Below are 26,869 nucleotides of genomic sequence, written 5' to 3'. Positions count from 1 at the left end.
TCACGCTATCACCTCGTAACCGGTTGGGACGGTGTTGGGTTTGAGGCCGGGGGGACGGCGCCCGGTTGTTGTAATACGCTCAGTGACTCATTTTCGCTTTCGGCATTTTCATGCACGATGGCATCTTCCGACTGCTTGTTGAGTACCAGCAAACTTATGCGGCGGTTCAGGGCTTCATTCGCGCCTTTCTCCGCCAGGCGCATCGTGGCGGCCATGCCCACCACGCGCAGAACTTTGCCATCATCAAGCCCGCCGATAACCAGCTCGCGACGCGACGCGTTGGCGCGGTCTGCCGAGAGTTCCCAGTTGCTGTAGCCGCGTTCGCCGTTGGCGTACGGGAAGTCATCGGTGTGGCCTGACAGGCTCACTTTATTCGGTATCCCGTTCAGCACCGGCGCGATGGCGCGCAGGATGTCGCGCATATACGGCTCGACTTCGGCACTGCCGGTTTTAAACATCGGGCGGTTCTGGCTGTCGATAATCTGAATACGCAGCCCTTCCTGCACGAGATCGATGCGCAGATGCGGGCGCAGCGCACGCAGTTTCGGGTCCGCTTCGATAAGCTGATCCAGATCGCCACGCAGTTTTTGCAGGCGGTTACGCTCCATGCGTTTTTTCAGCTCGTCGATATTCGGCTCTTGTTTTTTTACTTCGCCCTGCGACTGCGTGACATCATCTCCACCCCCCGGAATTGGGCTTTCGCTATCGGCGATGCGATGCCCGCCGGTGATGGCGGCCGACAGCGGCGTGCGGAAATATTCCGCAATCTGCGTCAGCTCCTTCGGGCTGGAGATGGAGATAAGCCACATCACCAGGAAGAAGGCCATCATGGCTGTCATAAAGTCGGCGTAAGCGATTTTCCACGAGCCGTGCGAACCGCCGCCGTGGCCTTTATGCTTGCGCTTTTTTACGATAACGACGGGGTGGTTGCTGTTTTTCATGCGTCTTCTGTCACCTGCTGCTGGTTAGGCGATTTCACCGCGCGAACGTGTTCATCCAGCTCAGTGAAGGACGGACGCTCGCTGGAGTAGAGCGTCTTACGACCAAACTCTACGGCGATAGGCGGCGCGTAACCGTTAAGGCTCGACAGCAGCGTCACTTTCACGCACTGCATCATTTTGGTGGTTTCGGCGCTCTTCTGGCGCAGCACGGTCGCAAGCGGCGACACGAAGCCGTAAGCCAGCAGGATGCCGAGGAATGTCCCCACCATCGCGTGAGCGATAAGCGCGCCGAGCTCTGCCGCCGGGCGGTCAGCCGACGCCAGCGCGTGCACCACGCCCATTACCGCCGCCACGATCCCGAACGCCGGGAGCGAGTCGCCCATCAGCGCCAGGCTGTTGGCCGGGACTTCCGCCTCGCTTTCGTGCGTTTCGATCTCTTCGTCCATCAGCGCTTCAATCTCAAAGGTGTTCATGTTGCCGCTGATGATGAGACGCAGATAATCGGTGATGAACTCCAGCATGGTGTTGTCCGCCAGAATGCGCGGGTAGCTGGTGAAGATTTCGCTCTCTTTCGGGTTCTCGATATCACGCTCCAGCGAGAACATGCCCTGCTGGCGCGATTTGGTCATCAGGCGATACAGCAGCGCCATCAGATCCATGTACATACTTTTGGTGTATTTCGAACGGCGAAACAGCAGCGGCAGCGCCTTCAGCGTGCCTTTGATGGCTTTCCCGTTGTTACCGACGATAAACGCACCCACACCCGCCCCGCCGATAATGATTAATTCAGCAGGTTGATAGAGTGCACCAAGCTCTCCTCCGGTAATCATGTAACCACCGAAGACCGTTCCCAGAATGACCAGGTAACCTATTAAAATCAGCACGACATCATCCTTCCGCTGTTGGCTATGGCGAGGATGTTCAGGTGAGCAGAAAACGTTGCCGGTTTCAGTTAGGAAAAAAAAAGCAGCGGCCTTTTGGGCCGCTGCTGGAGTGGTTTTCCACACCTATCCGGTTAAACGGCCTGTTCGACCTGTTCATCCAGCAGTTGTGGAATAATATCGGCAGCATCTCGCGAAAGTTTACGTCTTTTTACGGCGCGAGACGGTGGCTGGCACAGGCTGCATGCGAAGCTGCCAACCGGCTGGTGTGCATGAGTAACAAAATTACCGCCGCAGCTGTTGCAGCGCGATAATTCAAGCATTCCGCTGTCCACGAAACGGACCAGCGTCCAGGCGCGGGTAAGCGCCAGCAGCGGGCCTTCTTCGTTTTCTTGCGGGCATTGCTCCAGGTACAGACGGTACGCTTTGATAACCGCGTCAACGCCTGAACACAACCCGGTGCGTAGCAGATACTGCCAGGCGTTACAGAACATCGATGCGTGGATGTTCTGCTCCCAGGTCATGAACCAGTCCGTGGAAAAGGGCAACATACCTTTTGGCGGCGGGCTGCCCCGCAGCTCTTTATAAAGTTTGATGAGTCTACCGCGGCTAAGTTGCGTTTCACTTTCCAGCATCTGTAAACGTGCGCCAAGGGTAATGAGTTCCATGGCGAGCTGGATATCACGGGCTTCCTGAACAATGCTCTTGTCGGTCATACGTTATGCCCTTTTCTTCCTGGCGACGTCTTCGGTGCCGCTGGCTTCGTTGAGCAGACGCGTAGAGAGCAGAATACCGGTGTGGATCTGTTGCAGATCGTCAACGCGTGATTCTTGTGTTAAACGCGTGATCGACTGATGATCCTGAAAACGGAACTGACAGACAAGCTGGTTCGTTTCAGCCAGTTTCACCATTTGCGGCAGAGTCAGATCGCCCAGTGTGGACGCCATCTCTTCGCTAATTCCCAGGCGAAACATCGCAGACGCTTTATCCTGACTGATCAGACGCTGTGCAAGTAACAGATATGACAGGTTGATGTCGTAGATATGTTTCAGCAACTCGGATGTATGCATTTTTCCCATCCAATAACAAACTATTATTTTAACGCGGCGAAGCCGCACCCCGTGATGTCGCCGGGCAAATCCCGGTAAAAAAATAAATCGTTACGGCCAAAATGCATCGGTGAAACCAGACTTGTCGGTGAACAGTGTTCCCGTCAAATTCGATTGTCCCTGGCAGGCTCCGTGCACGCCTTTCATCATTTCCTTACACTTGCTTAAGATTTTTCCTAAATCGAGCAAATCGTACTCGGCGGACACCGTTCACACAACGTGCTTGTGAAAAGATTTTAGAAAAAGTGTGACGAGTATCACATATTTTCGGAAAAAGTCACTAAAAAACCATCAGGATTGCTTTTCTTTTGTATAAAAATTAACCAAACAGACGCCTGGCAATGCGTAAAATTCCGAATATTTATTCACCCTTAACTACGGTGTAGCAGTCGGCCATACTTTACATTTGCAACTATTTAACATCACGTGATCACGGGTGGTCACTATAAAAGAAACAGTACTATCCGGGGAGTACTTAAATCAACTTACCGATTTAAAACAGTGAGTTACGTCAAATAATAAGAAGCATGCTAATGATGCATTTTTGAACGAAAAGGGGATAAAGCGGTGTCAGGATGCATCCTGCGCTTATGTTACAAGATGTTACAGAACGGAAATAATGGTTAAATTATTCCTTTGATAAGAATAGCTAATGTATTCAAAAGCCGTGTTTCACCGTTATTAAAGCGGCTTCACATTCTTTCGGGGCGTGTACGTCGTACTATTTCATTATGGCTGCTTCCTGCAGTTCTCTCTGGCGAAAGGACATCACTATGAGCTATTCCCATGTACTCGTTGCCGTGGCGGTGACACCAGAAAGCTACCGGCTTATCACCCGCGCGGTCTCTATCGTTAAACCCGTCAACGGCAAAATCTCTCTTATTACTATCGCCACGGATCCGGAACTCTTTAATCAAATGTCAGCGCCAATGCTCGAAAATTTGCGCGACATCATGTTTGAAGAGACGAAAACGTTTCTGGAAGACCTGAAAAGCAAGGCCGGATATCCGATTAATAAAACCATAATCGCTACCGGAGAGCCTGGAGAATATATTCGCGATATATGTGAAAAAGATGACATCGATCTCGTGATCTGCGGCAATCACAATCACAACCTGTTCAGTAAAGCGGTCTGTTTGTCGAAAAAAATTGTCGCCACCAGCAAAACCGATCTTCTGCTGGTGGCGCTCGATTAGGATGACGTTCCCGGGCGAGCGCCCGGGAAGCGCAGACGGCGTATTACGCCAGTTTCGGGAAGGTCGCCACCTTGTTTTGCAGCTCGCGTTCAGGGCTACGTGGCGTTACCTGCTTTAGATCTTTAATAAAGGCCTCCTGCCAGTGATTGATGTCGTTTTTACGGACAATCTCCAGCATCTCGCTGTGGCGCGCGATACGCTCCGCGAGCGGCATTTTCAGCGCCCGGTCAAGGGCGGCCGCCACATCGTCGCGATCGTAAGGGTTAACCAGCAGCGCGGCGGTCAGCTCATTGGCAGCGCCCGCAAACTGTGAAAGCACCAGCACGCCCGGGTTTTTCGGGTCCTGCGCGGCGACATACTCTTTCGCCACCAGGTTCATCCCGTCACGCAGCGGCGTCACCAGGCCCACGTCAGAGTAGCGGAAGACCTTCATCAGCAGCTTACGGTCGAAGTGCTGGTTGAGGTAATAGAGCGGCGTCCAGCCGAGCTGGCCATATTTCCCGTTAATACGCCCTGCCTCCGTTTCCAGCTGATGACGAATATCCTGATAAGCCTGCACATCGCCACGCGACGTCGGCGCTATCTGGGTATAACGAATTTTGCCATGGTGCTCCGGGTATTTCTCCAGCAGCGTCTCGAACGCCTGGAAACGCTCCGGCAGCCCTTTGGAGTAGTCGAGGCGCTCCACAGAGAAGATATTCTTCACGCTGGCAAGCTCAGCCTTAAGCTGCGCCAGTTTCGGCGGCAGCGGGCCTGCGGAGGCCTGCGCAATCTCTTCAGGCTCAATACCAATCGGATAGACTTCCGTGCGGAAGGTTTTACCGTACGCGGTATGCTCCCCGTCGCTGCTGGTAGAAAAATGCGTCTGCATCGCCAGGCAGTCCAGGAACGCGGTGCGGTCGTTTTCCGTCTGGAAGCCCAGCAGATCGTAATCGCACAGCTGCTCCAGAAGTTCAGTGTTGGTCGGCAGCGCGTTGAAGATTTCCGGCGTCGGGAACGGAATATGCAGGAAGAAACCGATGCGGTTATTCACGCCGCGCTTACGCAGTTCGCTTGCGAACGGCAGCAGGTGGTAATCGTGGATCCACAGATTATCGTCTGGCTCAATCAGCGGTTTGAGTTTATCCGCCAGCAGGCTGTTAACGCGCAGATAGCCTTCCCACGCTTCGCGCTGGAAGTTCACCAGATCCAGACGGTAGTGGAACGCGGGCCACAGCACGCCGTTGGAGAACTGGTTGTAATACTGGTCGTGATCCTGCTCGCTTAAATTGAATGACGCCCAGGTGATATTGTCACGAGTGACTTTTTTAAGCGGGGCATCCTCATTGCCGATTTCACCGCTCCAGCCAAACCACAGGCCGCCTGCTGCTTTCAGCGCTCCCAGTATCCCTACCGCGAGGCCCCCGGCGCTGCTTTTTTTATCATCCGGCGGGGCGATACGATTAGATACTACGACTAAGCGACTCATAGCCTTCTCTCCTTTTATTTGACGTTTTTTTTTCTTGTTCTTGAACTAATTGCTCCAGCCACGCGTGGACGGCCGGGACATCGGCGAGTTGCCACTTCGCCTGGGTATCTCCCTGCCCGACCTTGACGCTAATGCCATTGAGCTGGTTTACAGCGTAAAATCCGGCTTCGTCGGTGAGATCGTCACCCACAAAAACCGGTACGCGGCCTGCGAACGGCGCTTCTTTCATGAATGCCTCGATAGCCGCGCCTTTATTAATGCCCAGCGGTTTTAACTCCACTACGCATTTGCCCGGTTGCAGCCCCAGCTGCTTATGCTCGCTGGCGATGCCTTCCGCCAGCGCCAAAATCTGGTCTTCATACTCCGGCGCGCCGCGATAGTGCAGCGCGAATGCCATGCCTTTCGCCTCAAGCTCCGTGCCAGGCATCTGTGCAAGCGCCGCTTCCAGTTGCTGATGCAGATGTGCGACCAGCGATTCCGGCAGCGACACGACATGATTCTGACCACGGATATCACGACGCTCGGCCCCGTGGACCCCGGCCAGCGGAAAGCGATGCGGCGCGGCAAGCTGGTCCAGCTCCGTCATGGAACGTCCTGAAATCAATGCCAGAGCTCCGTCATTCATGTCGGCGAGTTTTTGCAGCAGGCGACGAACATCGGAGGGAATGAACACTTGATCGGGGTGCGGCTTGATGTCGGCAAGCGTGCCGTCAAGGTCGAAAAAAAAGGCCAGATTTTCGCGGGTTACGGGCGGTACAGCTAACACTTCGGCCACCAGTGTTTCCTCCTTCCTTACGGGTTAAACAGCTAACCCTGAGGTTATCTGATAGTTTTAATGACCGTGTAAGTATAGACAGTGTGACGAGTGTCGCCATTCGGCAACGCCTTCCGCCTGTCTGAAAAAACAGGCCGGAAGGCGTTTTTAGAGGGAATTACGCGGGAGAAAATGCGTTACGCAACGCGTTTCGCTTTCTGTTTGTAACGGTCGAAAATCACCGCCGCAAGCAGGATCAGGCCACGCACCACGTACTGTGCGAACGGGGAGATATTCAATAAATTCATCGCGTTTTCAACGGTGCCGAGGATGAGGATACCCGCCACCACATACGAGATTTTTCCTATGCCGCCTTTCAGAGAAACGCCACCCAGCACGCACGCGGAAATCACGATAAGCTCATAACCGATGGAGGTCATCGGCTGGCCGCTGGTCATGCGCGAGGCGAGGATGATACCCGCTGCGGCGGAGACCAGGCCTGAGAGCACAAAGATAATAATTTTGGTGCGCACCACCGGCACACCCGCCAGGCGCGCGGCCTCCTCGTTACCGCCAATCGCCAGTGTGTTACGCCCGAAGGTGGTTTTATTGAGCAGGAAGCCGAACACGATAAGACAGGCGACCGTCAGCCAGATAGGCGCCGGCAGGCCGAGCCAGTTGGCATAACCGAGGGTGAAAAAGCTTTCGTCTTCAATGCCCACCGCTTTACCGTCGGAGATGATATACGCGAGGCCGCGCACAATCTGCATGGTGGCAAGCGTGGTGATCAGCGCGTTAATTTTAAGCTTCGCGATAACAAAGCCGTTGACCAGCCCGCTGACAATGCCGAGCAGCAGACCCGCCGCGACGCCGAGCCACAGGCTTTCGGTCATGTTAATGACCACCGCCGTGGTAACGCCCGCGCAGGCGATGACAGACGCCACCGAGAGGTCGAAATCCCCGGAGGCGAGGCAGAACAACATGCCGCAGGCCACCATCCCGGACATCGAGATAGCCAGCCCCAGGCCTTTCATATTGATAAAGGTGGCGAAGTTCGGCACGAAGATAGCGCAGGCGAGGAACAGCACGGCGAAGACCACCAGCATGCCGTACTGATCCCAGATGCGACCCACGGAGAATGAGGACTTCGGCGCACCGGATGTGGTTAGTGATGACATAATTTCTCCTTACTTAAGCGACAGCCTGGCTGGTTTTGGGCATAGCGAGGCTGAGCGCCGTTGATTCGCTGGCCTCCTCGTGCAGTAATTCACCGGCGATTTCGCCTTCACGCATCACAACAATGCGGTCAGCCACGCCGAGGACTTCCGGCAGATCGCTGGAGGCGAAAAGCACCGCCACCCCCTGCGCCGCCAGCGCGTAAATCACGTTGTAGATTTCATGTTTCGCCCCGACGTCGATTCCGCGGGTCGGCTCATCGAGCAGAATCACTTTCATCTCTTCCGACAGCCAGCGGCCGAGTATCGCCTTCTGCTGGTTGCCGCCGGAGAGATTCATAATCAGCTGTTCCGCGCCTGGGGTTTTGATATTCAGCGAGCGAATATGATGGCGGGCGTTCTCCTGCTCCCAGCCGTTATTGATAAGACAGCCCGCGCTGATGTGCTTGCGCCGCGCGCTGATGTTGATGTTGTCCTGCACCGAATGTACCGGAATAATGCCGTCGGCTTTGCGGTCTTCCGGGCAGAGCATCATGCCCGCGCGGATGGCGTCGCCCGGCGCGCGGATAGCGACCGGCTCGCCGTCGATCAGCACCTGGCCGCTGGTGATGCGCGTGCCGCCGAACAGGCCTTTCATTAATTCGCTGCGCCCGGCGCCCACCAGCCCAAACAGGCCGACGATTTCGCCGCTCTTCACGCTTAAGCTCACCGGCGCGCGCACGCCCGGCGCTTTCACCGCCTCAAGACGCAGCCGCTCGGGGCCATAGCTGCGCGGCTGCCAGCCGTAGATATCATCGAGATCGCGCCCGACCATCGCCTGCACCAGGCTGTCATGGTTCACCTGCTGCATGTCGCTGAAGGTGCGCACATAGCGGCCATCTTTAAACACCGTAATGGCGTCGCTTAACGCGAAGATCTCTTCCATACGGTGCGACACATAAAGAATGACGCGCCCTTCTTTGCGCAGCTCGCGGATCACGCGGAACAGGTGTTCAATCTCACGCGCCGAGAGCGAGCTGGTCGGCTCGTCGAAGGCGATGATTTTGGCGTTGCGCGCCAGCGCTTTGGCGATTTCCACCATCTGCCACTGGCCGATGGAGAGATATTTCAGCGGGGTCTGCGGGTCGATATCGAGCCCCAGATGCTCCAGTTGCAGCTTCGCCTCGTAGTTGAGCAGCGAGCGGTTGACTATCCCGGCCTTGTGAGGGATCTGGCCCAAATAGATGTTTTCCGCCACGCTCATCTCCGGCACCAGATGCAGCTCCTGGTAGATGATAGCGACGCCCGCGTTGAGCGCCGCCGTGGTGTCGCTAAACGTAACGTCTTCGCCTTTGATGGCGATTGTGCCGGTGGTCGGCGCGTAGTTGCCGCTGAGAATTTTTAACAGTGTCGATTTACCGGCGCCGTTTTCGCCCATCAGCGCATGAACCTGGCCTGCGTGGCAGTCAAAGCTGATATCCGAAAGCGCCTTCACACCGGGAAAGGTTTTCCCGATGCCGCGAAACGAAAGATAAGGTGACGATGTCTGCATGTTACCTCCGGGCCACTCAAAAAGCGGGCGCGCAGGCGCGCCCGAACCGCGATAAATCGCCCATTACTTGCCGCCAAGTCCTTTCTTCGCCAGCTCTTCTTTGAAGTTGTCGCGAGTAATCAGCACCACGTCGGTCACTTCGGTGAATTTCGGCGGCTCTGCCCCTTTGGTCACCCAGTTGTAGAGCATTTCGCTGGATTTATAGCCGTGTACGTCCGGGCTTGGGAGCAGCGAGCCGTAGAAACCGGTAGCCTGCGCTTTGGACAGCTCGCTCACCGCATCCACGCCGTTGATGCCGATGCCGATAACGTCAGCCGCTTTAAAGCCCTGCCCTTCGGTGGCGCGCACGCCGCCCAGCACGGTGTTATCATTCATGCCGACCACCAGCCAGTGTTTCACTTCAGGATGCTGAACCAGCATAGAGTTGGCGGCGTCAAACGCGCCGGGGATGTCGTTGGATTTGGTCGGGACTTTATAGATCTGTTTTTCCGGGAAGCCTGCGGCTTTCAGCGCGTCCATGGAGCCGGTGGTGCGGCGGCGCGCGGTGTCGAGCTCGTCGGCGGTAATCGCCATCACAGCCGTTTCTTTCACGTCCCAGCCGCGTTTCTGCATCTCTTTATAGAGTTCCTGGCCCTGGCGCTCGCCGATTTTGGTCGCAGCCATCATCACCAGCGGCACGGTTTCCATCGGTTTGCCTTTGGCGGTCACGAACTGGTCATCCACGGCGATGACTTTCATATCGTAGCCGCGCGCTTTCGCGACAATCGCCGAGCCGAGTTTCGGGTCTGGCGTACAGATAACAAAGCCTTTCGCCCCGCTCGCCGCCAGGCTGTCGATGGCGTTGAGGGTTTTCTCGCCATCCGGCACCGCAATTTTGATGACTTCAAAACCCAGGTCTTTGCCCGCTTTATCAGCGAATTTCCATTCGGTCTGGAACCACGGCTCTTCAGGCTGTTTCACCAGAAAACCGAGCTTCATGGTTTCTGCGATAGCGGATTGTGACATAACGGCGGCGAGCCCGATGGCCGCCAGCGCTTTAGTAAATTTGTGCATGGTTATCTCCAGCTTTAGCTTTCTTTTATGCAGGGTAAAAACCTGAAAGGTTCTTTTAATCGGACAGAAAACAAAGCATTAGCCGTTCCCTCCCGGAAGCGGCGAACGCTGGAGATAGTTTTAGCGGGAAATTAATTCTCCATAGGAGAGCGAAATCACATCATGGAATTACAGTGATTGCGTACATAAATACAGCAATATCGGGCATAAATCTGGCCCGATATGTATGATGATTCAACGAGGATTTAGCAGATATATCCATAAGCCCAGCCAGAGAATCCCTGACCGTTACCAGAGGGTGACAAGACCGCCTTCTGTGCCATAGAGCGGATCGCGCCCGGGCGTTGCCACTTGCGCCACATTTTTACGCGTTTGCGCCAGTTGCGCGGGTTCATCCAGGAATTTATCGGGCGACAGCCCTTCCGGGTACGCGCCCACCGCCATGAAATCGGCGCTGGCGTCGATTTGCTTATGCCCGACACCTGCCGGGATCAGCACCGCGTCGCCGGTGCGAAGCGTGACAACGGGCCCCGCTTCACCGCCTAACTGGATCTGCGCCTCGCCCGCATAGATACCGAGCACTTCATGCGTGTTGGTATGAAAGTGGGTGTAAGTGAAAACCGGGTAGCGCCAGCGTGCCGGCCATTGATGCTGCCCGAAGCGCTGTTCAAACCAGACCGCCGCGTCGTCGGCGTCGTCAGGCAACACATGGCGATAAAGCAACACTGGCAGCACGTTATTCGGCACGCCGCCGTAAGGCTCGGGCAGATACAGCGTTTCACACGCGTTAGTCATACTCTCCTCCTTGTCGCGAACAAAGCGTAAGTATAGCCCGCCGCGCCATGCCGCTTTACCAGGGGAATCGATGTGAGGGGCGTGTTCGCGCGCCGCGGTTCATCGTAATGTTTAGCCACCATAATATATCGACAGGCATAATGCGCTTCCCTCACCCCCTGTCGTCAGCAACAACGCGCTTTTTCATTTCTTTTTGCTTAAACGAGAATAAAACGTATCCGCTGCGTCGGGCGTACCGACAACGAAGGTCGCCCCGGAAGCATTCCAGCGCTGCGTCACGTTTTAAGAAAGAATCGGTTGGACTGGCAAATAGCCACAGTTATACCAGGCTTAATACATCAGGGAGCGATGATGCTTACGTTTTATAACGGCTGACACGTGGCCACCCGCCAGGACCTGACGGGCAAGCGTACACGCGTCGCGGTCAACGACCGTTCCCCTTAACCCTGTCAATAAGGATATTTATATGGCTCCCCTCGGCGTGGTGCAGAAACTCAATGCACAAATGAATCAGGAATTTTACGCATCCAACCTGTGCCTCTATTACAGCGACTGGTGCGCGCAGCAGAGCCTGAACGGCAGCGCGACGGTACTGCGCCAGCAGGCGCAGCACAACGTAACCCAGATGATGCGATTATTCGATTACCTTAAACAGACCGGCGCGAATCCGGTGGTCGGCGCGCTGAAATCGGTGAAACCTGACTGCTCAAGCCTGGAAGCGATTTTCCACCAGATGCAGGATGAGCTTGGCGGACGCCATGCCGCGCTGGCGCGTCTGATGAGCGAAGCGCAGGCGGCGCGTGATGACGCGATGCTCGCCATGCTTGGCGAGTTTGAACAGGAGCTGCGCCAGGACGAAGCGCTGCTCGCGACCATTCTTAACGAACTCACTCAGGCCCGTCAGGCTGGCTTGTGTGCCGAAGAAGCGGACCAGCGTCTGCTTGTCATGATGGAACAGACCCCCTGATTTTGATCCCCGCGCCCTCACCTGAGGGCGCTAATGTTTTCCTTCGTTTTTCCTTCCCTTTCTTTTCGCTCAACGTTATCGCCATGTTAACAATGTATTGTTTTTGTTAGGTTTTTATAAATACGATCTGGCTCCCGTTGATTAACCCTGCATTCTGTAATGCTTCTGCGATTCAACGCATGTTACGTGGCAGGAGCCTTATGATTACTCTCGAATTTATCGTCATTATTTTGTGTTTGCTGGCAGGCACCCGCCTCGGCGGGATGGGGCTTGGCCTCATCAGCGGCATCGGACTGTTTCTCTTAACCTTTATCTTTGGGCTGGAACCGGGCAAGCCGCCGGTGGACGTGATGCTGACCATCCTTGCGGTGATAGGCTGCGCCGCCACGCTGCAAACCGCGGGCGGCCTGAACGTGATGATGCAGTTCGCAGAACGCCTGCTGCGCCGTCACCCACAGCACATCACGCTGCTGGCACCGCTCACCACCTGGACGCTGACGTTTTTATGCGGCACAGGGCATGTGGTCTACACCATGTTCCCGATTATTGCCGACATCGCGCTGAAGAAAGACATACGCCCTGAACGCCCGATGGCCGTGGCGTCCGTCGCCTCACAAATGGCGATCACCGCCTCGCCGGTGTCGGTCGCCGTGGTATCACTGGTGTCGATTCTCGGCGCGCAGCACGGCATCGGCGAGGCATGGAGCATTCTGGAAATTCTCGCGGTTTCCGTACCGGCATCGCTCTTCGGCGTACTGGTCGCCGCGCTCTGGAGCCTGCGGCGCGGTAAAGATTTAAAAGACGACGAGGCGTTCCAGGCGCGTCTGCGCGATCCGAAACAGCGTGAATACCTCTATGGCGGCAGCGAAACGCTGATGAATCAGCGCTTTGACAAACACGCCTGGTGGTCCACCTGGATTTTCTTCGCCGCCATTGCGCTGGTGGTGCTGCTCGGCGCGATCGCCGCGCTGCGTCCGGCATTTGAGGTGAAAGGCAATATCGCCCCGCTCTCCATGAATCTGGTTATTCAGATGATGATGCTGATTGCAGGCGCGGTGATGCTCGTCGTCTGCAAAGTGAACGCGGCGTCCATTTCCAGCGGTGCGGTGTTTAAAGCCGGGATGGTGGCGATTTTCTCGGTGTTTGGTGTGGCGTGGATGAGCGACACCTTTTTCCAGGCGCATTTAAACGAGCTGAAACTGGCGCTGGAAGGCGTGGTGAAAAGCCACCCCTGGACCTACGCGATCGTGCTGTTTCTGGTTTCTAAACTGGTGAACAGCCAGGCGGCGGCGCTGACCGCCGTCGCGCCAATGGGGCTGATGCTGGGCGTCGAGCCGAAAATGCTGGTGGCATTTTTCCCGGCCTCTTACGGCTATTTCGTACTGCCGACCTACCCAAGCGACCTCGCGTGCATCGGTTTTGACCGCTCCGGCACCACGCGCATCGGCAAATTCATCTTAAACCACAGCTTTATCCTGCCGGGGCTGATTGGCGTCAGCTGCGCCTGCGCTGCCAGCTATCTGCTGGTGCAACTCTTCTTCTGATGCGTCTCAAACAGGGCGGTCTGCGGACCGCCTGCACAAATCTTCCAGACTTTTGTTAAAGACTCGTTATGCTAGAGTTTCCTTTCACAGGAGACGCTATGGCTAAAGACTGGATTGAATTACGTCAGCACGCTGACACCGGCATCGAAACCATCCGCGCCCATTTTGAAGGCCACGCTTACGATCCGCACTGGCACGACAGCTATCTGGTGGGCATGACGCTCGCCGGTACCCAGCAGTTTCACTGTCGCCGTGAGCGTCACCAGAGCACGCCGGGTGCGGCGTTTCTGCTGGAGCCCGGAGAAACCCATGACGGCGACGCGCCGCTGGCGGGCGGCTTTACCTATCTCACGTTTTATCTCGATGAACGCTGGCTGCGGGAAACGCTCGGCGGGCTCTACGCCACCGTGCCGGACAGCTACGAGCTACACTTCGCCCGCACCATCGCCCGTGAGCCCGCGCTGGTACAGGCGATTGCCTCGACATTCACCGCGCTGCATCACGATGAAATGCGCATTGTGCAGCAGGGCGTGATGGATAACCTGTTAAGCCAGCTCACGCACCAGTGCCAGTGGCGCAAACGGCTGCCAGGTGAAATTCGCGACGCGCAGATGGCGCTGCGCGCCCGTGATTATCTGTATGCGCATCTCGGTGAGAATATCGGGCTGGCGGAACTGGCACAGGCGCTCGGCACCGACCGCTTTACGCTGTCGCGCACGTTCAAGCACGCCTTTGGTATGGCACCCCACGCCTGGCTGGTGCAACTGCGCCTCGCCCGCGCCAGAGCGATGCTTGCGCGCGGCATGACGCCGGTGGACGTGGCGGCGGCGCTCGGTTTCGCCGATCAAAGCCATCTGGGGCGCTGGTTCCAGCGCGCCTATCGGCTATCGCCCGCCCACTACCGCAAACTCTGCACGAATCTTCCAGACGCCAGCGCCTGAGTCACGCAGGATAAAGGCTCAGACAACGGGAGATGCTATGAGCCTGCTTACACAACAACTGCCCTTTTTATTCTTCGCTTTTGTGGCCTCGATTACGCCGGGGCCGACCAACATTTTGATTCTCTCCAACAGCCAGCGTTACGGCACCCGCGCGACGCTGCCCGCGGTTGTCGGCGCGTGCCTGGCCTCCAGCGCTATTGTGCTGATGTGCGGCGTCGGGCCGGGTGAAGCGCTGCGCCACGCCCCCTGGCTTGCGCGTCTGATGGCACTTGCTGGCGCGCTGTGGCTGACGTGGATGAGCTGGCAGCTGTTCCGTTCACCCGCGGTCTCGCTCTCGGGCGAGGCGAGCAAACCGTTTGGCGCCGGCGCGGCGGCGGCATTACAGCTGATTAACCCGAAAACCTGGATGATGGCGATGGCGGTCGTGACGGTCTTCGCGCCGCACAGCGGCCGCGCGCTCACCATACTTTCGTTTCAGGCGCTGGGCTTTCTTGTGATTTCGCTGCTGTGCCTCGCCGCCTGGGCCTGGCTTGGCAGCGGCGTGCAGCGGGTATTTCGCAGCGACAAAGCGCTGGTGCGCTTTCAGCGGCTGATGGCGCTGTGGCTGTTCGCCTGCGCCTGGATGGGATTTTTTAACTGATAACGGCCCCGTCGGGGCCGTTTTGCTTAGTGCGCTTCGTTCTGCGGGGTGAAGCGCAGCTCAATTAGCGCCACCGCTTTCTGAATGGCGCGCAGCGTCACCGGATCGGCGGAGGGATGGCCGGAGAAATCGATGCTTTTCAGCTGGCTCGCCATTTTGTCGCGCACTTCTACCGGCGCGATGACGTCGATAACGTCCAGGATCTGTTTAATCACCAACTGGCAGGCGACGACGTCGGAAACCAGTTCATCTTCGGCAGTGAGGGATTGGGACATTGCATTCTCCTTAGCGTCAAGGCGCACATAGTAGCGGCAAAGCCCGGCAATTGCGAACCTGGTACACTGGAGGGTTTAAAATGAACCATCATTTCATAAATCAGCACTAAGGGTTTCAGAACGAGGCAATGGCGGGTATAACAAGAAATGCGGACATAAAAAAACCTGCCAGCGGCAGGTTTTTTATCAGAACATCCCGGCTGGCGGAACGTCTTTGAAGGTTTTGCAGTAATTTTCAAACATGCTTTTAAGGATTTTACGCAGTTTCATGGCGTGCTCCGGTTTTATTCATTCTGGTTAGCGTGTTGCTACCCGCCAATAATATGACCCGCATCACAAAAATCAACCATTTTGTGATTAAAATCACGCCACGCTGTTAATGAAAATGAACTGAATGTTAACAAATTGCTTTCATTTCCGGCACTTAACGCTTGTGCAATTTGATTAATTTTTATAAAAAAATTTTAGGGAGCGGGTATGGGGCAGAACATGGCGAAAGCCAGCGCAGGCGGCGTCTCTCCCGCCGCGCTGCTGGTGGCGGGCGCGTTCTTTATGGAGTTCCTCGACGGTACGGTGATAGCGACTGCCCTGCCGACGATGGCGCACACCTTCGGTGTCGAAGCGGTCGCGCTGAATATTGGCATCAGCGCTTATCTGCTGACGCTCGCGGTCTTGATCCCGGCAAGTGGCTGGATTGCCGACCGTTTCGGCGCGCGTAAGGTGTTTACGCTGGCGCTGGGGATTTTTACCGGCGCGTCGGTGCTGTGCGGGCTCGCTAACTCGCTTGAAATGTTTGTGCTGATGCGCGTATTGCAGGGCGCGGGCGGCGCGCTGATGGTGCCGGTCGGCCGTCTCGCGGTGCTGCGCGTCACGCCCAAACACCAGTTGATTACGGCTATCGCCACGCTGACCTGGCCCGCGCTGGTGGCGCCCATTATCGGGCCGCCGCTCGGCGGGTTTATCACCAGTTATGCAAACTGGCGCTGGATTTTCTTTATTAACCTGCCCGCCGGGCTTATCGCGATGGCGCTCGCCTGGCGTCTTATTCCTGATAATCACGATGACGTTCGCCGCCCGTTTGATACGCCCGGTTTTCTCGCCACCGCGCTGGCGATGGTGGCGCTGGTGTGCGCGATGGAGATGCTGGCCGCGCGCGAATCAAACGGCCTGCTTGCAGGCGCGCTGCTGCTGGCGGGGTGCGGGGCGCTGGTCTTCGCGCTGCGCCATTTTCGCCGCGCGCCGTTCCCGATGATCCGCCTTGATGCGATGGCCGTGCCGACCTTTCGCGTCACGATGTATGGCGGTTCGCTGTTTCGTGCGTCGATCAGCGCCGTGCCGTTTCTGTTGCCGCTGCTGTTTCAGGTGGGCTTCGGCATGGACGCGTTTCACTCCGGGCTGCTGGTGCTGGCGGTTTTCGCGGGTAACCTGACGATAAAACCTGCCACAACACCGCTTATCCGCTGGCTCGGGTTTAAAAAACTGCTGCTGATTAACGGCCTGCTGAACGTGCTGGCGCTGCTCGCCTGCGCGCTGCTGACGCCGCAGACCCCGGTGTGGCTGATTCTGCTGATTCTTTTTCTGGGCGGCGTGTTTCGCTCCATTCAGTTTACCGGCATCAGCACGCTGGCGTTTGCGGATGTACCTTCGGGCGAAATGAGTTACGCCAATACGCTGTTCAGCACCGCCACGCAGCTCGCCGTGGGGCTTGGCGTGACGCTGGGCGCTATCGGCATCCGGCTTGGCGAGGTGATAAGTACCTCTTTTTTGAGCGCCAATATTCCGGGCGCGAGTTTCCGGCTGGCGTTCGTAATGATTGCCCTGATAAGCCTGGCGGGGATGTTTGATACGCTGCGCCTCGCTGCGCACGCGGGCCACAGCGTCTCCGGCAAACGGGCGTAAAAAAGCCAGCCCGCGGGCTGGCTGTTTCATCAGGCCTTATCAGCCGAGAATTTCACGCACGAAACCTTCGATCGATTTATCCTGGCAGTTATCAAAGAAGCACTGCTGGAAGCGCTCGCCGGAAACAGCGGTTTTCACCAGCTCAGGATCGATGGCGCGCAGGGTATTGAGATAGTTCTCTTTCACCACCGCAGCTTTCACCTGGTTCAGAATGCCCGCGTTGCGCACCTGCGGCTCTTTACGCTCCGGCGGATAGCCCTCGCCTTTGCGTCCGGTAAACGCTTTTTCAAAGATAAAGCGCACGTTGAGTTCCGCGCCCCAGCCAAAACCTTTCGCGAACGGCAGCGCCAGCGCGTTACCGTTGTTGATTTGCGCGAACAGGAACGCGTCCGCCGGATCGATGCAGTAGCCGCACACTACGCCCGGATGAATATTCAGGGACATCAGCGCGCCCTGCCCGGTGCCGCAGCCAGTCACCACAAAATCCACCGCTCTGGAATTCAGCAGGATGCTCGCCATAATCCCGAGGTGAATGTAGGTGAGATGATGATCGTTCTCATCACTCATGCCGACGTTATACACCGGGAACGCTTTTTCATCCGCCACCGCTTTCAGCTCTTTATAGATGATCGCGTTTTTGGCCGCCTGACTGTTTTCCATCATCAGTGCAATTTTCATTGGGTTCTCTCCTGAAAAGGCTATGAATAGCAAACTGTGAGTCAACCATACTATTCACCAAACAAACTTTCAAATTAAATGAAATATTGTTTTAAAAAATAGAGTGGTGCTCACAGTTTTCTTTCATGCCCGTTTTGTCAGAAGGTTTCCCAGTTGGTTTCTGTGGCTGTTGCCTTTGGCGCGGCGCTGCCAGCCAGCGCGGGCCGCACGAGTGGCGCTGCAGCGGCAGGCGTCGCGCGTGCCGTCTGTCCGCGCAGGCGGAACAGGCCAACCACTTCGGTCAGGTGCGTGGCCTGGCGCTCCAGATCGTTTGACGCCAGCACGGACTGCTGCACCAGTTGTACGTTCTGCTGGGTGACAGCATCCATCTCTTTTACTGCGATGCCCACCTGACTGATACCGTCGCTCTGCTCGCCGGACGCGCTGGCGATTTCACCCATAATATCGTTCACCTGGCGCACGGCAGTCAGAATTTCATCCATCGCCTCGCCCGCTTTTTTCACCTGGCCGGAGCCGGTCTGAATATTGCTGACCGATTCGTTAAGCAGCGTTTCTATCTCTTTCGCCGCCTGCGCGCTGCGGCTCGCGAGATTGCGCACCTCACCCGCGACAACAGCAAAACCACGCCCCTGCTCGCCCGCGCGCGCCGCTTCCACGGCGGCGTTGAGCGCCAGAATATTGGTCTGGAAGGCGATGCTGTTGATCACCGTCGTGATATCGACAATTTTGCTGGAGCTGCTGGAAATGCGCGACATGGTTTCCATCACCTGTTTCACGGAGTCTCCGCCGGCTTGCGCCGTGCGCGTGGCGTTACCAGAAAGCTTGCTGGCATGGCTCGCGTTTTCGGCGTTGAGTTTTACCGTGCTGCTGAGCTGCTGCATGCTGGAGCTGGTTTGCTCCAGCGCCGCCGCCTGCTCTTCCGAACGCGTGGAAAGCTCGGTATTCACGCCCGAGACTTCACCCGAATGGCTGCGAATGGTTTCCGCACTGGTGCGAATGGCGCTGACGGTTTTCTCCCAGTTATCCTGCATGCGCTGGATATAGGGCACCATCAGCCCGACACAGTTGCGGCCGAGATCCTGAAGTTTGACCTCAAGGTTACCGTCTGCCAGCACGTGCAGGTGCCCGCGAATGATCTCAACGGGGCGCACCAGACAGAAGTAGAGGTAGCGCTCCATCAGAATGGTGAGGGTAATACTGCCCACGACGGAGAGACTCAACAGCCATTGCGCGGTGTTGACCCAGCCCGCCTGTTCAGCATTCAGCGTAAGACTATTTTCCAGGTGATGAAGAAACCAGAGCGTCGCTCCGGAAACCCCCACCCAGGCGATTGTGGATAAGAGCAAGCCCCATACCACCATCGCACGGATTTTAACATTGCGAATAAAATTCATATGTTGATTCCTGGTGTGAAGAAGCCATCCCTGCGCAGACATGACGGTACCCATCCCTGCCTTTTCTGCATTTCTTTACGTCACAGATAAAGACTGACCGTATCGTAGTTGTCGGCCTGCGCGCGCAGAACTTAAGCATTGCAACAATAAACTTAAGTGATTATTTAAAGTCACGGTGCGTGAGCGTTTTGCTAAAGCGCGGGATACGGGGTGATCCGGGGGCTTTTCAGGCGATTGCGACAGGCTATGGCGTGGCATGATGTTATGAAGGCAAACTTTGTGAGAACACCGATGCGCAAGGTCATTTTCATTACCGCGCTGCTCGCGCTGAGCGGCTGCACCATTACTAAAACGCCGGAAGTGGTTGGCGGCAGTAAAGTTACCGGCACCGTGAGACTCGGTATCAGCGAACAACCGCTGCAACATGCGAAAGTCGATAACTACGTCGCGCAGTCTATGGCGAACCGCCAGTGCCAGGACTGGGGCTATGCCGTGGCGGAAGCCTACGGTGCGCCGGTCAAAACGTGTTCAGTTATCACCGGCACGCAATGCATGACGGAATCTATCGTGCTGGAGTATCAGTGCCGGGGTTTTACCATCAATAACCGCGCGGTCAGCGGCTGGTAAACCGGCGTTACAGCTGCCGCCGCCTGGCGGTGGCTGTGCGTACGCTTCTCTTTTCTTCCCCCTGTTATTTTCCTTCTTACGTTTATTCTTATCGTCTTATTTATTTCTTTTTTCGCAATAATAATTCTCATTTAATTAATGAATGACTTTAATTCCTATTTGCATTATTAACGCCACGATTTTTTAATTTTATCTTTTGCAAACAGTTTAATAACAAATTATAGTGCGGCGATAATTACCCCTGTTATCGCGGAGAATAATATGCTGAAGCCAGATATGATTGAAAAACTTAATGAGCAGATGAATCTTGAACTCTATTCTTCTCTGCTTTACCAGCAGATGAGCGCCTGGTGCAGCTATCACAGCTTTGAAGGGGCGGCGGCGTTTTTAAGCCGCCACGCGCAGGAAGAGATGACGCATATGCAGCGTCTCTTTAACTATCTGACAGATACCGGCAGTTTCCCGCGCATTAACGCTGTGCCGTCGCCGTTTGCCGAGTATGCGTCTCTTGATGCGCTCTTTCAGGCGACGTACGAACATGAGCAGCTGATCACCCGCCAGATTAATGCACTGGCGCACGTGGCGATGACCACGCAGGATTATCCCACTTTTAATTTCCTGCAATGGTATGTGGCCGAACAGCATGAAGAAGAAAAACTGTTTAAATCCGTGCTGGATAAACTGAGCCTCGCAGGTAAAAGCGGTGAAGGGCTTTATTTCATCGATAAAGAGCTGGCAACGCTCGACGCTCAGCCCTGATATTTTTCCGGTAATGGCACTGTCATTACCGGTTTTTATTCCCGCCTTTTAATTCTCTCCGCCTTTCATTTCCTCTATTTTGTGACGCTGCTAACAGCGGCTGAAGCAGATCTTCCTGCACACCCTTCCGTAAACAAAAAATTACACCCTACGTAACGTCAATTTGACGACGTGAACAGAATTCTTTACCCTGCGCAGCATAAATTTCCAGTTGATGATTGCAGGACAGTACACCGCGTGAAGAACCGCACTTTTGGCAGTATTTTTATCGTCGCCGGTACGACTATCGGCGCAGGGATGCTGGCGATGCCGCTGGCTGCGGCGGGCGTTGGCTTTGGCGTGACCGCACTGCTGCTTTTCTTACTCTGGGGGCTGATGTGCTACACCGCGCTGTTGTTGGTAGAGGTCTATCAGCACCAGCCTGCATCGACCGGGCTCGGTACGCTTGCGTTGCATTATCTTGGTAAACCTGGCCAGTGGTTGGCCGGGTTTAGCATGCTGTTTTTGATGTATGCGCTGACGGCGGCCTATATCAGCGGCGCGGGCGAACTGCTGGCCTCAAGCCTGAGCCAGTGGACGGGCGTAGCCATTACGCCTGCTGCCGGCGTGCTGGCGTTTACGCTTGTGGGCGGGTTTATCGTCAGCATCGGCACGCACAGCGTGGATCTGGTCAATCGTCTGCTGTTTACAGCCAAAACGATTTTTCTGGTCGTGATGCTGGCGATGATGATGCCGCATATTCATCAGGTGAATCTGCTGACGCTGCCGGTGGAAAAAGGCCTGGCGCTCTCCGCGCTGCCGGTCATTTTTACGTCATTTGGCTTTCACGGCAGCGTGCCAAGTATCGTCAGCTATATGAAGGGCGATGTCCGCAAACTTAAGCTGATTTTTATCACCGGCAGCGCTATCCCGCTGGTGGCATATCTGTTCTGGCAGCTCGCCACGCTGGGGGCCATCCCGTCAGACACCTTTATGGGCCTGCTCGCTACTCATGCTGGCCTGAATGGTCTGTTGCAGGCGGTGCGCGATGTCGTCGCCTCGCCGCACGTGGAGCTGGCGGTGCATCTTTTCGCCGATCTGGCGCTCGCCACCTCGTTTCTTGGCGTGTCACTCGGGCTGTTTGATTATCTGGCGGATATGTTTAAACGCTCCCGCACCGTAGCGGGCCGCGCCCAGAGCGGGCTGATGACTTTTGTGCCGCCGCTCGCTTTCTCGCTTTTCTACCCGCAGGGGTTTGCCATGGCGCTCGGCTATGCGGGCGTGGCGCTGGCGGTGCTGGCGCTGCTGCTCCCTTCCCTGCTCGCCTGGCAGAGCCGTAAACGTCACCCGGCAGGCTGGCAGGTCGCGGGGGGCAGTCTCACGCTGGCACTGGTTTTTGCCTGCGGCATCGCCATTGTGGCTATACAGTTTTTGATTAGCGCAGGCGTATTGCGCGAGGTTGGCTGAACAGGTTAAAGCCCCAATGTCGGGGCTTTTACTTTTCGCTCAGGTCTTTGCTGAAGTAAAAACGGGAGTGACCATCGCGATAATCGGGTGCCACGCCGTAGATTTCATACCCCTGTTTGCGGTAAAAATCCGGTGCCTGAAAGCTAAAGGTATCCACAAATACCCGTTTACAACCACGCTTACGCCCTTCTGCTTCGGCCATCGCCATGAGCGACGCGCCGGTGCCCTGCCCGCGCAGGCTTTCATCGACCCACAGAAATTCGATATGCAGGCAGCCCCAGTAGCTACGCCCGGTCAGACCGGCGGTCAGATTGCCCTGCGCGTCGGTGACGCTGATGATCAGCTCCTGCGGATCAGACGTCATATGCTTTGCGTTATAAAGCCCGACCTGTTTTTTTATGCGTGCTTTGAGTTCTTCATCCGCGGTGCCCGTTAACTGATATTCCATCGTCTTTTCCTCGTTATCTTTTACTGACCTTAAGCGTTTCTGGCAGATGACATAATCCCCGAATTTCGGCAGGCGGTATTTCTGGAAAGAGTTTGGTGTGCGGGGAGGGAGGAAAAAGAAGCCAGTCCTCATGGACTGGCTCAGTCTGTTATGGTTTGCGCCGTCCTGGCCCTTATTCTGCAAGGTACGATTTTCCCCCGTGTGAGTCAGCGTCAGAATGGCTCAACCGTGGGGCTGAACGCTGACCTGGAAAACTCATTGCAGCGAGTAGAGAGCACCATGATGGGGTGCTATTAAAACGTAGCAGCAGAATGGAAAAACAGATACATGATATATCGTGATTGATTAATTTATTAGCGAAGTGTGATGGTGTTCAGGATGTGCGCTTAAGTTAAATACATTAAGAATCAGCGTGATGACGCCGTGGCCGCTCAGGAAAAAACGAGAAATGATGTCAGGAAAGATGTCAGGAAACGGCGCGACAAAATAAAAAACCACCCGAAGGTGGTTTGCACGACACTGCTTATTGCTTTGATTATTCTTGTCTTTCCCATGGTGCCCGGGGCGGGACTTGAACCCGCACAGCGCGAACGCCGAGGGATTTTAAATCCCTTGTGTCTACCGATTTCACCACCCGGGCTCGGGAAGAAAGTGGAGGCGCGTTCCGGAGTCGAACCGGACTAGGCGGATTTGCAATCCGCTACATAACCGCTTTGTTAACGCGCCAGAATTGCTTGCCTTTTCAGGCTGACACCAGCAAAGAGGCTGATATCAAAATTTGGAGCGGGAAACGAGACTCGAACTCGCGACCCCGACCTTGGCAAGGTCGTGCTCTACCAACTGAGCTATTCCCGCTTATCGAAGTAACTGAAAGCGAATCGCTTAATCTAATTACTTGATTTACTTACCGTCCGGCGAACCGTGCCGCCGTTCGATGCGTTGCATTCTACTTACCTGACGCAATGAGTCAACGAAATTTTCAGGCAACGCGATTCGTTTGCTGAATTTTACGCCGTATAGATCAACGTTCGAGCAAATCACCGCGCGCGGCGTTCAAATACTGGAACATTGACCAGAACGTCAGCACTGCAGCGACGAAAAAGAGTGCAATCGCGGCGTACTCAACCCACTGATTCGGACGCCACAGCAAACCGACCAGCGCCATCATCTGCGCGGTGGTTTTCACTTTCCCAATCCAGGAGACGGCCACGCTGCTGCGTTTGCCCAGCTCCGCCATCCATTCACGCAGCGCGGAGATAATAATTTCACGCGCGATCATAGTGGCCGCCGGCAGGGTAATCCACCAGCTATGATAGTGCTCGGCGACAAGCACCATCGCGATAGCCACCATCACTTTATCCGCAACCGGGTCGAGGAACGCGCCAAAGCGCGTGCTTTGATTCCAGCGGCGGGCGAGAAAACCGTCAAACCAGTCGGTCACCGCGGCAAAGCAGAAGATCAACGCGCAGACGAAAGGCGCCCAGTGAAAAGGCAGATAGAATGCGAGCACGAAAAACGGGATCAGAATGACTCGAAACAGCGTCAGCAATGTAGGGATATTAAATCGCATAGTGCAGGTAACTATCTGTCATAATTTGAGATTACCGCTATGTTGCTACATAGCCCTTAATGTTTCAACGAGTAGTAGATCTTTTCTGCAAGGGCCTGAGAGATGCCCGGCACTTTCGCAATTTCTTCGACCGACGCGTTCAACAGCGGCTGCAATCCGCCCATATATTTGAGCAACATCTGACGGCGTTTTGGGCCGATGCCTTCAATCGTCTCAAGCGTACTGGTGTTCTTCACTTTGGCGCGTTTTTTACGGTGGCCGGTAATCGCATGGTTATGCGATTCATCGCGAATATGCTGAATCACATGCAGCGCCGGAGAGTCCGGCGGCAAGGCGAAGCCCTCCCCTTCCGGCTCCAGAAACAACGTTTCCAGCCCGGCTTTGCGATCGCTGCCTTTGGCCACGCCAAGCAGCAGCGGATGGTGTTTATCCCACGGCACGTCCAGTTCGGCAAAAACGGATTTCGCCTGACCAAGCTGCCCTTTGCCGCCGTCGATAAGAATAATATCCGGCACTTTGCTCTCTTCGATGGCCTTACCGTAGCGACGGCGCAACACCTGATTCATCGCCGCATAATCATCGCCCGGTGTGATGCCGGTAATATTATAGCGTCGATACTCCGCGCGCAGCGGGCCGTTCGCGTCAAACACCACGCAGGACGTCACGGTCTGCTCGCCCATCGTATGGCTGATGTCGAAACACTCCATACGCTTTATTTCCGGCAGATGCAGCGCCTGCGCCAGCGCGGTAAGACGCTGGCTGATGGTGGACTGCTGAGAAAGCCGCGTGGTCAGCGCCGTCGCCGCGTTGGTGCGCGCAAGTTTCAGGTAGCGGGCGCGATCGCCACGCGGGCGCGTCTGCACATTCACACGTCGCCCGGCGATTTCTGTCAGCGTCTCGGCCAGCAGTTCCGGCGTGGTGAGCGGGAAATCGAGCAAAATCTCGCCCGGTAACGTGCGCATCTGGCTGCCCTGCAGATAGAACTGCCCGACAAAGGTTTCCACCACTTCCGCAAGCTCGGTGCCATTCGGCACTTTCGGGTAGTAGCTGCGGCTGCCGAGCACTTTCCCCTGACGGATAAACAGCACGTGCAGGCACGCCATACCGGATTCAAACGCCACGCCTATCACATCCAGGTCATCGCCGTTATTGGAGACAAACTGTTTTTCCGTGACGCGGCGCACCGCCTGAATCTGGTCACGCAGGCGCGCGGCCTCTTCAAACGCCAGATTCTGGCTCGCCTGCTCCATGCGTGAGACCAGCTGGTTAATCACCTGGTCATCTTTACCGGCGAGGAACAGCCGCACATATTCCACCTGTTGCGCGTAATCTTCTTCACTTACCAGCCCCTCGACGCATGGCCCGAGGCAGCGGCCAATCTGATATTGCAGACAAGGACGCGAGCGGTTGCGATAGACGCTGTTCTCGCACTGGCGAATCGGGAAAATCTTTTGCAGCAGCGCGAGCGTTTCCCGCACCGCGTAGCCGTTCGGGAACGGGCCGAAATACTCGCCTTTGGCGTGTTTCGCGCCGCGATGGATAGCCAGCCGGGGATGCGTATCGCCGCTCAGGAAGATATACGGATAAGATTTGTCATCGCGCAGCAGCACGTTATAGCGCGGCTGGTAGAGCTTGATGTAGTTGTGCTCCAGCAGCAGCGCTTCGGTCTCGGTGTGAGTCACCGTCACGTCGATATTCTGGATTTGCGCCACCAGCGCTTCGGTTTTACGGCTGGCGAGGTTGCTTCGGAAATAGCTGGAAAGGCGCTTTTTGAGATCTTTGGCCTTGCCGACGTAGATAACCGTGCCGCTGGCGTCATACATACGGTAGACGCCAGGCTGGCTGGTGACGGTTTTCAGGAACGATTTGGAATCAAAAACTTCACTCACTGACTTGATAAGGTCTCCGCGTTACACAGGCCATGGCGGATGGCCAGATGCGTCAACTCAACATCGCCATGAATGTTTAGCTTACTAAACATACGATAGCGGTAGCTGTTGACGGTTTTAGGGCTGAGATTAAGCTGCTCAGAGATTTCATTGACCTTCTGACCTTTGGTAATCATCAGCATAATCTGCAATTCCCTTTCCGACAAACTTGCGAAGGGGGATTCGCTGCGGTCGGGCTCTATCTGACTGAGCGCCATTTGCTGTGCAATGTCGGAAGCGATGTAGCGCCGTCCGGCGTGAACCGAACGGATAGCGCTCACCACTTCGGCGGGAGCCGCACCTTTACTCAGATACCCCGCTGCACCGGCCTGCATCACTTTAGCCGGAAGCGGATTTTCCGTATGTACGGTAAGCATGATCACTTTAATGTCTGAAGAATAACGGGCGATTTTGCGAGTCGCCTCCAGGCCGCCAATGCCCGGCATGTTCATGTCCATCAGCACCACATCCACCGGGTGAATGCGACACCATTTGATGGCGTCCTCGCCGCAGCAGGCTTCGCCTGCCACCTTAATGCCCTTCATATCTTCAAGTATGCGTCGTATCCCTGCGCGCACCAGTTCGTGGTCATCAACAAGAAGAACGTTGATCAAAGGAAAACACTCCTCAAAAAGGGATAACGCTGCTGGTAACTTATTCGCCCCATATTAGCGTTTTTTAAGTCAACTTTGAAACGCAAAAAATGCACTTCTGTAAGCAATGGGCGGGTTAAATCCAGTTAAAACGCGTTTTTGAGCCTGCGATAGCGGCACCAATACTTAAAAAACGTCCAGAAATCAAGGTTCAGCATTTCTGGATATATCATATTACTTTCTGACAATTTAAAAGC

General features: G+C 55.6%; 27 protein-coding genes and 3 tRNA genes. 9 read left to right on the top strand and 21 right to left on the bottom strand.

Annotated elements, in window-relative coordinates; genetic code table 11:
* Positions 1-8: 8 nt before the first annotated feature.
* The 4 genes from motB to flhD all read right to left on the bottom strand — a co-directional run bounded on the left by motB (position 9) and on the right by flhD (position 2,892).
* Complete coding sequence (gene motB, locus CSK29544_RS13090; RefSeq protein ID WP_007776016.1) at positions 9-941, bottom strand: flagellar motor protein MotB; 933 nt, start codon at positions 939-941, stop codon at positions 9-11.
* A complete protein-coding gene (motA, locus tag CSK29544_RS13085; protein WP_004384888.1) occupies positions 938-1,825 on the bottom strand; it encodes a flagellar motor stator protein MotA in 888 nt (295 codons plus the stop codon). Before motA ends, motB begins: the two co-directional genes overlap by 4 nt.
* A 131-nt stretch (positions 1,826-1,956) precedes the next feature.
* Positions 1,957-2,538, bottom strand: coding sequence for a flagellar transcriptional regulator FlhC (gene flhC / locus CSK29544_RS13080; protein ID WP_004384887.1), 582 nt, complete (start codon positions 2,536-2,538; stop codon positions 1,957-1,959).
* A 3-nt stretch (positions 2,539-2,541) separates the two neighbouring features.
* Complete coding sequence (flhD, locus tag CSK29544_RS13075) at positions 2,542-2,892, bottom strand: flagellar transcriptional regulator FlhD (RefSeq protein ID WP_004384886.1); 351 nt, start codon at positions 2,890-2,892, stop codon at positions 2,542-2,544.
* Between the two features lie 812 nt (positions 2,893-3,704).
* On the opposite strand from flhD, the gene uspC reads away from it, so the two are divergent.
* Positions 3,705-4,127 (top strand): universal stress protein UspC, encoded by a 423-nt coding sequence (uspC, locus tag CSK29544_RS13070; protein WP_007868796.1) that lies wholly within the window; start codon positions 3,705-3,707, stop codon positions 4,125-4,127.
* Positions 4,128-4,170: 43 nt separating this feature from the next.
* Here uspC and otsA read toward each other — a convergent pair whose 3' ends face one another.
* From otsA to CSK29544_RS13040, 6 genes are all read right to left on the bottom strand, one after another.
* Positions 4,171-5,595 (bottom strand): alpha,alpha-trehalose-phosphate synthase, encoded by a 1,425-nt coding sequence (otsA, locus tag CSK29544_RS13065; protein ID WP_007900814.1) that lies wholly within the window; start codon positions 5,593-5,595, stop codon positions 4,171-4,173.
* The gene (gene otsB / locus CSK29544_RS13060; protein WP_007850904.1) at positions 5,570-6,370 is read right to left on the bottom strand and encodes a trehalose-phosphatase; all 801 of its coding nucleotides are present in this window, start codon (positions 6,368-6,370) and stop codon (positions 5,570-5,572) included. The genes otsA and otsB overlap by 26 nt, the downstream gene beginning before the upstream one ends.
* Before the next feature lie 176 nt (positions 6,371-6,546).
* A complete protein-coding gene (araH, locus tag CSK29544_RS13055) occupies positions 6,547-7,527 on the bottom strand; it encodes an arabinose ABC transporter permease AraH (protein WP_007776025.1) in 981 nt (326 codons plus the stop codon).
* 13 nt (positions 7,528-7,540) lie between these two features.
* The gene (gene araG / locus CSK29544_RS13050; protein WP_007900821.1) at positions 7,541-9,055 is read right to left on the bottom strand and encodes an L-arabinose ABC transporter ATP-binding protein AraG; all 1,515 of its coding nucleotides are present in this window, start codon (positions 9,053-9,055) and stop codon (positions 7,541-7,543) included.
* A gap of 63 nt (positions 9,056-9,118) precedes the next feature.
* Positions 9,119-10,108 carry an arabinose ABC transporter substrate-binding protein AraF gene (araF, locus tag CSK29544_RS13045; RefSeq protein WP_004384880.1) on the bottom strand — a complete coding sequence of 330 codons (990 nt, stop codon included), beginning with the start codon at positions 10,106-10,108 and terminating at the stop codon, positions 9,119-9,121.
* 288 nt (positions 10,109-10,396) lie between these two features.
* The gene (locus CSK29544_RS13040; RefSeq protein ID WP_029039204.1) at positions 10,397-10,903 is read right to left on the bottom strand and encodes a cupin domain-containing protein; all 507 of its coding nucleotides are present in this window, start codon (positions 10,901-10,903) and stop codon (positions 10,397-10,399) included.
* A 466-nt stretch (positions 10,904-11,369) separates the two neighbouring features.
* On the opposite strand from CSK29544_RS13040, the gene CSK29544_RS13035 reads away from it, so the two are divergent.
* The 4 genes from CSK29544_RS13035 to CSK29544_RS13020 all read left to right on the top strand — a co-directional run bounded on the left by CSK29544_RS13035 (position 11,370) and on the right by CSK29544_RS13020 (position 14,995).
* Complete coding sequence (locus tag CSK29544_RS13035; RefSeq protein ID WP_004384878.1) at positions 11,370-11,870, top strand: non-heme ferritin-like protein; 501 nt, start codon at positions 11,370-11,372, stop codon at positions 11,868-11,870.
* Between the two features lie 200 nt (positions 11,871-12,070).
* A complete protein-coding gene (locus CSK29544_RS13030) occupies positions 12,071-13,414 on the top strand; it encodes an anaerobic C4-dicarboxylate transporter (RefSeq protein WP_029039205.1) in 1,344 nt (447 codons plus the stop codon).
* Between the two features lie 98 nt (positions 13,415-13,512).
* Positions 13,513-14,355, top strand: a complete 843-nt coding sequence (locus tag CSK29544_RS13025) for an AraC family transcriptional regulator (protein ID WP_007900827.1) — start codon at positions 13,513-13,515, stop codon at positions 14,353-14,355.
* Positions 14,356-14,392: 37 nt separating this feature from the next.
* Complete coding sequence (locus tag CSK29544_RS13020) at positions 14,393-14,995, top strand: LysE family translocator (RefSeq protein ID WP_012124431.1); 603 nt, start codon at positions 14,393-14,395, stop codon at positions 14,993-14,995.
* Between the two features lie 26 nt (positions 14,996-15,021).
* Here the strand turns inward: CSK29544_RS13020 and CSK29544_RS13015 are convergent, their stop codons facing one another.
* Both CSK29544_RS13015 and azuC read right to left on the bottom strand, forming a co-directional pair.
* On the bottom strand, positions 15,022-15,270 hold the full coding sequence (locus CSK29544_RS13015; RefSeq protein ID WP_004387991.1) for a DUF2766 family protein: 249 nt from the start codon (positions 15,268-15,270) through the stop codon (positions 15,022-15,024).
* Between the two features lie 186 nt (positions 15,271-15,456).
* A complete protein-coding gene (azuC, locus tag CSK29544_RS24295; RefSeq protein ID WP_015386592.1) occupies positions 15,457-15,540 on the bottom strand; it encodes a stress response protein AzuC in 84 nt (27 codons plus the stop codon).
* Positions 15,541-15,747: 207 nt separating this feature from the next.
* On the opposite strand from azuC, the gene CSK29544_RS13010 reads away from it, so the two are divergent.
* A complete protein-coding gene (locus CSK29544_RS13010; protein ID WP_029039206.1) occupies positions 15,748-17,169 on the top strand; it encodes an MFS transporter in 1,422 nt (473 codons plus the stop codon).
* Positions 17,170-17,208: 39 nt separating this feature from the next.
* On the opposite strand, the gene CSK29544_RS13005 is transcribed toward CSK29544_RS13010, so the two are convergent.
* Together CSK29544_RS13005 and CSK29544_RS13000 are read right to left on the bottom strand one after the other, a co-directional pair.
* Positions 17,209-17,847, bottom strand: coding sequence for an RpiB/LacA/LacB family sugar-phosphate isomerase (locus tag CSK29544_RS13005; protein WP_007900836.1), 639 nt, complete (start codon positions 17,845-17,847; stop codon positions 17,209-17,211).
* A 137-nt stretch (positions 17,848-17,984) separates the two neighbouring features.
* Positions 17,985-19,241, bottom strand: coding sequence for a methyl-accepting chemotaxis protein (locus tag CSK29544_RS13000; RefSeq protein ID WP_007900838.1), 1,257 nt, complete (start codon positions 19,239-19,241; stop codon positions 17,985-17,987).
* A 279-nt stretch (positions 19,242-19,520) separates the two neighbouring features.
* Here CSK29544_RS13000 and yecR point away from each other — a divergent pair, with 279 nt between their 5' ends.
* The 3 genes from yecR (at position 19,521) to tyrP (ending at position 22,073) form a co-directional block, all read left to right on the top strand.
* Positions 19,521-19,868, top strand: a complete 348-nt coding sequence (yecR, locus tag CSK29544_RS12995) for a YecR family lipoprotein (protein WP_007868822.1) — start codon at positions 19,521-19,523, stop codon at positions 19,866-19,868.
* Between the two features lie 261 nt (positions 19,869-20,129).
* Complete coding sequence (ftnA, locus tag CSK29544_RS12990) at positions 20,130-20,627, top strand: non-heme ferritin (protein WP_004387987.1); 498 nt, start codon at positions 20,130-20,132, stop codon at positions 20,625-20,627.
* 237 nt (positions 20,628-20,864) lie between these two features.
* Entirely contained in the window at positions 20,865-22,073 is a 1,209-nt protein-coding gene (gene tyrP, locus CSK29544_RS12985) for a tyrosine transporter TyrP (RefSeq protein ID WP_007900839.1), read from the top strand.
* Between the two features lie 28 nt (positions 22,074-22,101).
* Here tyrP and CSK29544_RS12980 read toward each other — a convergent pair whose 3' ends face one another.
* The 7 genes from CSK29544_RS12980 to uvrY all read right to left on the bottom strand — a co-directional run bounded on the left by CSK29544_RS12980 (position 22,102) and on the right by uvrY (position 26,633).
* On the bottom strand, positions 22,102-22,521 hold the full coding sequence (locus tag CSK29544_RS12980; protein WP_029039207.1) for a GNAT family N-acetyltransferase: 420 nt from the start codon (positions 22,519-22,521) through the stop codon (positions 22,102-22,104).
* Between the two features lie 553 nt (positions 22,522-23,074).
* A tRNA-Leu gene (locus CSK29544_RS12975) sits at positions 23,075-23,161 on the bottom strand.
* Between the two features lie 12 nt (positions 23,162-23,173).
* A tRNA-Cys gene (locus tag CSK29544_RS12970) sits at positions 23,174-23,247 on the bottom strand.
* Between the two features lie 53 nt (positions 23,248-23,300).
* Positions 23,301-23,376: transfer RNA gene (locus CSK29544_RS12965), tRNA-Gly, on the bottom strand.
* A gap of 166 nt (positions 23,377-23,542) precedes the next feature.
* The gene (gene pgsA, locus CSK29544_RS12960; RefSeq protein WP_004387984.1) at positions 23,543-24,091 is read right to left on the bottom strand and encodes a CDP-diacylglycerol--glycerol-3-phosphate 3-phosphatidyltransferase; all 549 of its coding nucleotides are present in this window, start codon (positions 24,089-24,091) and stop codon (positions 23,543-23,545) included.
* Between the two features lie 56 nt (positions 24,092-24,147).
* Complete coding sequence (gene uvrC / locus CSK29544_RS12955; RefSeq protein ID WP_029039208.1) at positions 24,148-25,980, bottom strand: excinuclease ABC subunit UvrC; 1,833 nt, start codon at positions 25,978-25,980, stop codon at positions 24,148-24,150.
* The gene (uvrY, locus tag CSK29544_RS12950) at positions 25,977-26,633 is read right to left on the bottom strand and encodes a UvrY/SirA/GacA family response regulator transcription factor (protein ID WP_004387982.1); all 657 of its coding nucleotides are present in this window, start codon (positions 26,631-26,633) and stop codon (positions 25,977-25,979) included. Before uvrY ends, uvrC begins: the two co-directional genes overlap by 4 nt.
* Positions 26,634-26,869: the final 236 nt, after the last annotated feature.

It is taken from the genome of Cronobacter sakazakii (genome assembly GCF_000982825.1).
In the GTDB taxonomy this organism is placed as follows: Bacteria; Pseudomonadota; Gammaproteobacteria; order Enterobacterales; family Enterobacteriaceae; genus Cronobacter; species Cronobacter sakazakii.
Note: the sequence above shows the minus strand (reverse complement) of the source record. Positions and strands in the feature narration are given on the sequence as shown.

What these genes read in the sequence shown, in the direction of transcription:
- motB (WP_007776016.1), bottom strand. Translation starts at nt 941, where the DNA reads ATGAAAAACAGCAACCACCCCGTCGTTATCGTAAAAAAGCGCAAGCAT.
- flhC (WP_004384887.1), bottom strand. Translation starts at nt 2,538, where the DNA reads ATGACCGACAAGAGCATTGTTCAGGAAGCCCGTGATATCCAGCTCGCC.
- flhD (WP_004384886.1), bottom strand. Translation starts at nt 2,892, where the DNA reads ATGCATACATCCGAGTTGCTGAAACATATCTACGACATCAACCTGTCA.
- uspC (WP_007868796.1), top strand. Translation starts at nt 3,705, where the DNA reads ATGAGCTATTCCCATGTACTCGTTGCCGTGGCGGTGACACCAGAAAGC.
- otsA (WP_007900814.1), bottom strand. Translation starts at nt 5,595, where the DNA reads ATGAGTCGCTTAGTCGTAGTATCTAATCGTATCGCCCCGCCGGATGAT.
- araH (WP_007776025.1), bottom strand. Translation starts at nt 7,527, where the DNA reads ATGTCATCACTAACCACATCCGGTGCGCCGAAGTCCTCATTCTCCGTG.
- araG (WP_007900821.1), bottom strand. Translation starts at nt 9,055, where the DNA reads ATGCAGACATCGTCACCTTATCTTTCGTTTCGCGGCATCGGGAAAACC.
- araF (WP_004384880.1), bottom strand. Translation starts at nt 10,108, where the DNA reads ATGCACAAATTTACTAAAGCGCTGGCGGCCATCGGGCTCGCCGCCGTT.
- CSK29544_RS13040 (WP_029039204.1), bottom strand. Translation starts at nt 10,903, where the DNA reads ATGACTAACGCGTGTGAAACGCTGTATCTGCCCGAGCCTTACGGCGGC.
- CSK29544_RS13035 (WP_004384878.1), top strand. Translation starts at nt 11,370, where the DNA reads ATGGCTCCCCTCGGCGTGGTGCAGAAACTCAATGCACAAATGAATCAG.
- CSK29544_RS13030 (WP_029039205.1), top strand. Translation starts at nt 12,071, where the DNA reads ATGATTACTCTCGAATTTATCGTCATTATTTTGTGTTTGCTGGCAGGC.
- CSK29544_RS13025 (WP_007900827.1), top strand. Translation starts at nt 13,513, where the DNA reads ATGGCTAAAGACTGGATTGAATTACGTCAGCACGCTGACACCGGCATC.
- CSK29544_RS13020 (WP_012124431.1), top strand. Translation starts at nt 14,393, where the DNA reads ATGAGCCTGCTTACACAACAACTGCCCTTTTTATTCTTCGCTTTTGTG.
- CSK29544_RS13015 (WP_004387991.1), bottom strand. Translation starts at nt 15,270, where the DNA reads ATGTCCCAATCCCTCACTGCCGAAGATGAACTGGTTTCCGACGTCGTC.
- azuC (WP_015386592.1), bottom strand. Translation starts at nt 15,540, where the DNA reads ATGAAACTGCGTAAAATCCTTAAAAGCATGTTTGAAAATTACTGCAAA.
- CSK29544_RS13010 (WP_029039206.1), top strand. Translation starts at nt 15,748, where the DNA reads ATGGGGCAGAACATGGCGAAAGCCAGCGCAGGCGGCGTCTCTCCCGCC.
- CSK29544_RS13005 (WP_007900836.1), bottom strand. Translation starts at nt 17,847, where the DNA reads ATGAAAATTGCACTGATGATGGAAAACAGTCAGGCGGCCAAAAACGCG.
- CSK29544_RS13000 (WP_007900838.1), bottom strand. Translation starts at nt 19,241, where the DNA reads ATGAATTTTATTCGCAATGTTAAAATCCGTGCGATGGTGGTATGGGGC.
- ftnA (WP_004387987.1), top strand. Translation starts at nt 20,130, where the DNA reads ATGCTGAAGCCAGATATGATTGAAAAACTTAATGAGCAGATGAATCTT.
- CSK29544_RS12980 (WP_029039207.1), bottom strand. Translation starts at nt 22,521, where the DNA reads ATGGAATATCAGTTAACGGGCACCGCGGATGAAGAACTCAAAGCACGC.
- pgsA (WP_004387984.1), bottom strand. Translation starts at nt 24,091, where the DNA reads ATGCGATTTAATATCCCTACATTGCTGACGCTGTTTCGAGTCATTCTG.